The organism is Enterobacter sp. Tr-810 (assembly GCF_011752765.1).
Classification (GTDB): domain Bacteria; phylum Pseudomonadota; class Gammaproteobacteria; order Enterobacterales; family Enterobacteriaceae; genus Enterobacter; species Enterobacter soli.
On the sequence record NZ_VWWW01000005.1, the window covers coordinates 379,216 to 385,940 of the forward strand.

At 51.8% G+C, this 6,725-nt stretch carries 7 protein-coding genes; 1 reads left to right on the forward strand and 6 read right to left on the reverse strand.

What is annotated here, in order from left to right:
- Window positions 1–40 precede the first annotated feature (40 nt).
- The 6 genes from proS to metN form a co-directional block, all read right to left on the reverse strand.
- Window positions 41–1,759: a proline--tRNA ligase gene (gene proS, locus F3J30_RS16550; RefSeq protein ID WP_166717926.1), complete on the reverse strand. Its 1,719-nt coding sequence runs from the start codon at window positions 1,757–1,759 to the stop codon at window positions 41–43.
- 112 nt (window positions 1,760–1,871) lie between these two features.
- Window positions 1,872–2,579 (reverse strand): tRNA (N6-threonylcarbamoyladenosine(37)-N6)-methyltransferase TrmO, encoded by a 708-nt coding sequence (tsaA, locus tag F3J30_RS16555; RefSeq protein ID WP_166717927.1) that lies wholly within the window; start codon window positions 2,577–2,579, stop codon window positions 1,872–1,874.
- Entirely contained in the window at window positions 2,576–2,980 is a 405-nt protein-coding gene (gene rcsF, locus F3J30_RS16560) for an Rcs stress response system protein RcsF (protein ID WP_014068991.1), read from the reverse strand. The genes tsaA and rcsF overlap by 4 nt, the downstream gene beginning before the upstream one ends.
- Window positions 2,981–3,086: 106 nt before the next feature.
- The gene (metQ, locus tag F3J30_RS16565; protein ID WP_014068992.1) at window positions 3,087–3,902 is read right to left on the reverse strand and encodes a methionine ABC transporter substrate-binding lipoprotein MetQ; all 816 of its coding nucleotides are present in this window, start codon (window positions 3,900–3,902) and stop codon (window positions 3,087–3,089) included.
- 40 nt (window positions 3,903–3,942) lie between these two features.
- Complete coding sequence (locus F3J30_RS16570; RefSeq protein WP_003856130.1) at window positions 3,943–4,596, reverse strand: methionine ABC transporter permease MetI; 654 nt, start codon at window positions 4,594–4,596, stop codon at window positions 3,943–3,945.
- The gene (gene metN, locus F3J30_RS16575; RefSeq protein ID WP_166717928.1) at window positions 4,589–5,620 is read right to left on the reverse strand and encodes a methionine ABC transporter ATP-binding protein MetN; all 1,032 of its coding nucleotides are present in this window, start codon (window positions 5,618–5,620) and stop codon (window positions 4,589–4,591) included. The genes F3J30_RS16570 and metN overlap by 8 nt, the downstream gene beginning before the upstream one ends.
- 188 nt (window positions 5,621–5,808) lie before the next feature.
- On the opposite strand from metN, the gene gmhB reads away from it, so the two are divergent.
- Complete coding sequence (gene gmhB / locus F3J30_RS16580; protein WP_166717929.1) at window positions 5,809–6,375, forward strand: D-glycero-beta-D-manno-heptose 1,7-bisphosphate 7-phosphatase; 567 nt, start codon at window positions 5,809–5,811, stop codon at window positions 6,373–6,375.
- The last annotated feature ends 350 nt before the right edge of the window (window positions 6,376–6,725 follow it).

The window sequence follows — 6,725 nt, forward strand, 5'->3', positions numbered from 1 at the left end:
ACCCATTAAAAAACCCCGCATGTGCGGGGTTTTTTGTTTCTTAACCTTTGATGGCTTTCACCAGGTAATCAAGAATGTCACCGGTCTTGATCATCTGCTTCTCGCCGCTGCGACGGTATTTGTATTCAATATCATCGCTATCGAGGTTACGGTCGCCGATAACCACAGTGTGTGGAATACCGATCAGTTCCATATCAGCAAACATCACGCCTGGACGCTCTTTACGATCGTCCATCAGCACTTCGATACCTTGAGCGCGCAACTCGGCGTACAGTTTTTCAGCCAGTTCCTGCACGCGGTAAGACTTGTGCATGTTCATTGGCAGAATCGCGACCTGGAATGGTGCGATGTTGTCTGGCCAGACGATGCCGCGCTCGTCGTAGTTCTGCTCAATCGCCGCAGCGACCACACGCGTCACCCCGATACCGTAGCAACCCATGGTCAGAACCTGGTTACGACCATCTTCACCCTGAACGGCTGCGTTCATCGCGCGGGAATATTTATCGCCCAGCTGGAAGATATGACCCACTTCGATACCGCGTTTGATCATCAGGGTACCCTGGCCATCCGGGCTTGGGTCACCGGCAACCACGTTACGGATATCCGCCACTTCTGGCGTCGCGACATCGCGATCCCAGTTGATGCCGAAGTAGTGCTTACCATCGATGTTTGCGCCAGCGGAGAAATCACTCATTGCCGCAACGGTGCGGTCAACAACTACCGGAATTGGCATATTCACTGGACCCAGGGAACCTGGACCTGCGTTTACCACCGCGCGGATTTCCGCTTCAGTTGCGAAAGTCAGCGGGCTGGCAACCTGCGGCAGCTTCTCGGCTTTTACTTCGTTCAGTTCGTGATCGCCGCGAACCAGCAGGGCGACCAGCGGGTATTCGCTACCTTCGGTGGATTTCACCAGCAGCGTTTTGACCGTTTTTTCGACAGGAAGATTGAACTGCTCAACCAGCTCAGCAATGGTTTTCGCGTTTGGCGTATCAACCAGTTTCATCTCTTCAGTTGCTGCTGCACGTGGCGCTTTTGGTGCCAGAGCTTCTGCAAACTCGATGTTAGCGGCGTAATCAGAGGAGTCAGAGAAGATGACATCGTCTTCACCGCTTTGTGCCAGTACCTGGAATTCATGAGATGCGCTACCACCGATAGAGCCGGTGTCAGCCTGTACCGCGCGGAAATCCAGGCCCATGCGGGAGAAGATTTTGCTGTACGCTTCGTACATCTTGTCGTAAGTCTCTTGCAGAGATTCCTGAGATGTGTGGAAAGAGTACGCATCTTTCATCAGGAATTCGCGGGAGCGCATGACGCCAAAACGTGGGCGCACTTCATCACGGAACTTGGTCTGGATTTGGAAGAAGTTCAGCGGCAGCTGTTTGTAAGAGCTCAGCTCGTTACGGATAAGATCGGTAATGACTTCTTCATGCGTTGGGCCGAGGACAAACGGACGATCGCCGCGATCGGCAATACGCAGCAGTTCAGGACCGTACTGTTCCCAGCGACCACTCTCCTGCCACAGTTCAGAGGGCTGAACTACCGGCATTAACACCTCGATAGCACCGGCGTTGTTCATCTCTTCACGCACGATGTTTTCGACTTTTTTCAGGACGCGCACGCCGGTCGGCAGCCAGGTGTATAACCCGGAGGCCAGCTTGCGGATCATCCCGGCGCGCAGCATCAGCTGGTGGCTGATCACCTCGGCGTCGGCAGGTGTCTCCTTCAGAGTGGAGAGCAGATATTGGCTAGTACGCATGTTGTTACGGTTCCGTTTCGACGAGTAGGACAGGCTGAATGGTCAACCTGACACAAAAAAAGTGGTTTAGTTTACCAGTGTGGCAAAGATGCCAAAAGAGAGGAAAATAAAATTACCTGGGTTCAAGGGCAAAGACTTCAAATCCCGCCTCAGTCACGCGCCAGCGGACGTTAAAATCCAGCAGCCAGACGGCGTAGGTTTTCCCGGTTTCCTCTCCCTTACGGTAGGCCGGACGTGGATCCTGAGCCAGAACGTCGACGATAAAATCGCGCAGGCGGGGATAGCGCTTTTCCAGTAGCGTTATCTGGGCGGCTAACTCTGACGTGAAGTGTACAGGCATATCAGCCTGCGGCGCTTCCTGGGCATAGCTCGCACGCGCATCCGGCAGGGCTTCAGCAAAGGGCAGGTAAGGCTTGATGTCGATAACCGGGGTGCCATCCACAAGATCAAGGCTGCCTAATTCCAGTATGACCTGATCTTTCTGCGTCCGAATGCCTTTCAGCTCGACCAGAGACATGCCAATAGGGTTTGGACGAAAGGTTGAACGGGTTGCGAACACGCCCATTCTGGCATTGCCACCCAGACGCGGAGGGCGAACGGTTGGACGCCAGCCACCTTCCATCGTCTGGTGAAAGACAAAGACAACCCATAAGTGGCTGAATGCCTCGAGCCCGCGTACCGCATCGGCCTGATTATAAGGTGCGATGAAGTGAAGTTCGCCACCGCCGCTTTTGACCAGACCCGGCTGGCGCGGTACGGCAAACTTCTCTTTATAAGGGGAGCGGATAACGCCTATCTGCTCGAACTGAAATGAACTCATTTCGCCGAAATGGTTAGCGCTGTTCCCAGACAAACCGCCTGACGGTAGCAGCCTGGCGTACCGCTGGTCACTTCACAGCTGTGCAGCAGAACCGCGTTAGCTTTCATTTTTGCGGCGTTAATCTGTAGGCGTTTACGCGCCGTTGGGATGTTTGGTGGAGAGTCCTGATTGGTTGCCTGGCAGGATTCGCCGCTCACATCGCCCAGCTCACGGAAAGGCTTGCCCACGAGATCGTCGGCTTTGGTAATAATGCGCACCGGCGCAGGACGTGGCGCTTTCGGTTTTGCGGGCTCCGCTTTTGGCGGGGTTGCAGTGCTTTGAACAGGCTCAACAGGAGATCTGCTTAGCATAGAACAGCCGCTCAGCATCAGTGCTAAAAGACAGATCGGTAAAGCACGCATAATAGTTCCTCAATGGATAATCAAATCGTCAGATATTGAATCAGTTGCCTGCATAAATGACAAGACGGGCTTTTGCCCGTCCTGATGATATTACACTGAAGTGAGATTACCAGCCTTTAACAGCGCCGCCGTTAAACACCTTGTTGGCTTCCTGGTAAACTTCGTCAGACTGATAAGCCTGAACGAATTTCTTCACGTTTTCCGCGTCTTTGTTGTCTTCGCGAGTCACGATCAGGTTCACGTATGGAGAGTCTTTATCTTCAACGAAGATACCGTCTTTTGCTGGCGTCAGGCCAATCTGGCTTGCGTAAGTGGTGTTGATAACCGCCAGGGCAATCTGTGCGTCGTCCAGGGAACGTGGCAGTTGTGGGGCTTCCAGCTCAACAATTTTCAGATTTTTCGGGTTCTCAGTCACATCCAGAACGGTCGGCAGCAGGCCAACACCGTCTTTCAGTTTGATCAGGCCCACTTTCTGCAACAGCAGCAGGGAGCGACCGAGGTTAGTCGGGTCGTTAGGCACAGCGACCTGGGAGCCAGGTTGCAGTTCGTCCAGGGATTTAATCTTCTTGGAGTAACCGGCAATTGGGTAAACGAAAGTGTTACCTGCTGCAACCAGCTTGTAACCACGGTCTTTGATCTGCTGATCCAGGTATGGCTTATGCTGGAAGGCGTTAGCGTCGATATCACCTTTGCTCAGCGCTTCGTTCGGCAGTACGTAGTCGTTGAAGGTGACCAGCTCAACGTCCAGACCGTATTTTTCTTTCGCCACTTTCTGAGCGACTTCAGCAACCTGCTGTTCTGCACCCACGATAACGCCCACTTTAATGTGGTTTGGATCTTTTTCGTCCTGACCGCAACCCACCAGTGCCAGAGAGCCGATCAGCGCGCCTACCGCTGCAAAGGTCTTTAATTTAAACGCCATGTTATATCCTTAACTCGTCGAGTTTGTGTTGTGTGTAACGTTATTTGTGAGTAACAGCCCGGACGATGCGATCGCCAGAGAATTGGATTAAGTAAACCAGAACAACCAGCAATACCAGAACAGTATTCATTACGGTAGCGTTATAGCCAATATAGCCGTACTGATAGCCAATCTGCCCCAAACCACCGGCGCCGACAGCACCGCCCATCGCGGAATAACCGACCAGCGTAATAAGGGTAATGGTTGCTGCGTTAACCAGACCTGGCAGCGCTTCAGGCAGCAGGACTTTGCGAACGATCTGCATCGGAGTTGCACCCATAGCACGGGATGCTTCAATCAGACCTGTCGGGATCTCCAGCAATGCGTTCTCAACCATACGGGCGATAAACGGTGCAGCGCCGACGGTCAATGGGACGATTGCGGCCTGTAAGCCGATGGAGGTACCCACGATCACGCGAGTGAAAGGAATCATCCATACCAGAAGAATAATGAACGGAATGGAACGGAAGATGTTCACCAGCGCAGAAAGGGTACGATAGAGCTTCGCGTTTTCAATAATTTGCCCAGGGCGAGTGACGTACAGCAGTACGCCGACCGGCAGACCAATGACGAAACCAAAAAAGCCCGATACAAAGGTCATTGCCAGCGTTTCCCAAACGCCGCGAACCAGCAGCCACATCATCGGTTCAGACATAACCCAATACCTCTACTTTTACATGGTGTTCTTGCAGCCAGGCGATCGCGCCTTGCGTTTCTTCTTGTGTGCCGTGCATTTCTGTCAGCATGATGCCGAACTTCACGCCGCCGGCGTAATCCATCTGCGCGCTAATAATGTTGTTGTTCACGTTAAAGCGACGCGCGGTTTCGGAAAGCAGTGGCGCATCCACAGACTGACCGGTGAACTCCATACGCAGCATTGGAACGCTGTCGGCAGTTGGCTCTGCTTTTAAACGCGCCAGATAATCTTCAGGAATATCCAGATGCAGCGTGGATTGAATAAACTGCTGCGCGAGCGGCGTTTTCGGATGTGAGAACACTTCACTTACGGTGTCTTGTTCAATCAGTTCACCGTTGCTGATCACGGCTACGCAGTCACAGATACGTTTTACAACGTCCATCTCATGGGTAATAAGAAGAATAGTCAGGCCCAGACGACGGTTAATGTCTTTCAGTAGTTCCAGAATAGAACGTGTGGTTGCCGGGTCTAATGCGCTGGTGGCTTCATCGCACAGCAGCACTTTTGGATTACTGGCCAGCGCACGGGCGATTGCGACACGCTGTTTCTGACCACCGGACAGGTTTGCCGGATAGCTGTCGTGTTTATCAGCCAGACCAACCAGGTCCAGCAGTTCGGTCACGCGACGCTTAACTTCTTCTTTAGGCGTGGTGTCCAGCTCCAGCGGCAAAGCGACGTTGCCGAACACGGTGCGGGATGCCAGCAGGTTAAAGTGCTGGAAGATCATGCCAATCTGGCGACGCGCTTTCGTTAATTCTTTCTCTGATAGGGCGGTAAGTTCTTGTCCGCCAACTTCTACGCTGCCCTGGGTTGGGCGCTCAAGCAGGTTAACACAACGGATTAGCGTACTTTTACCTGCACCCGATGCGCCAATGACGCCATAAATTTGACCAGCAGGAACATGCAGGCTGACGTTGTTCAGCGCCTGAATGGTTCGGTTTCCCTGCTGGAACACTTTGGTGATATTGGAAAGTTTAATCATTAGATTATTTTTATCGTATGTAAGTTAGCCGTGGCATTTTGTTCTGCCAGATACGGGTGATGACCGTAAACAAAATGGATGTTAAGGCATCCAGACGTCTAAATCAATCCAACTCTGTGCGATGAGCACTTTATTGCACTGCGATTCATGAGATACTAGCCGGACACGCCTTTTTCAGGAGCAAACCGGTGGCAAAATCAGTACCCGCAATTTTTCTCGATCGTGATGGCACCATTAATGTGGATCACGGTTATGTCCATGAGATAGATGAGTTCGAATTTATCGAAGGCGTAATAGATGCAATGCGCCAGCTGAAAGAGATGGGCTATGCGCTGGTGGTTGTCACCAACCAGTCTGGTATTGCTCGCGGTAAATTCACCGAGGCGCAGTTTGAAACCCTGACTGAGTGGATGGACTGGTCGTTAGCCGATCGCGGTGTCGATCTCGACGGTATCTATTATTGTCCGCATCACCCTCAAGGAACAGTAGAAGAGTACCGTCAGACCTGCGACTGCCGTAAGCCTCATCCGGGGATGTTTATCTCTGCACAGGAATTTCTGCACATTGATATGGCTGCTTCTTATATGGTGGGCGATAAACTGGAAGATATGCAGGCCGCAACCGCAGCTGGCGTAGGTACCAGGATATTAGTTCGCACTGGCAAACCAGTGACGCCAGAAGCAGAGAATGCAGCGGATTGGGTGATTAATAGCCTGGCAGAGCTGCCAAAAGAGATTAAAAAGCACCAAAAATAGGCGTTTTGGCTAAAAGGTGAGCGGTTGAAATAAAATTGTATTTTTCCGCTTGTCATTCCTCGGAAGCTCCCTATAATGCGCCTCCATCGACACGGCGGATGTGAATCACTTCACAAACAACCCGGTCGGTTGAAGAGAAAAAATCCTGAAATAACGGGTTGACTCTGAAAGAGGAAAGCGTAATATACGCCACCTCGCAACGGTGAGCGAAAGCCGCGTTGCAACTGCTCTTTAACAATTTATCAGACAATCTGTGTGGGCACTCAAAGTGACATGGATTCTTAATGTCTTCGGACAATAAATGAATACCAAGTCTCAACGAGTGAACACGTAATTCATTACGAAGTTTA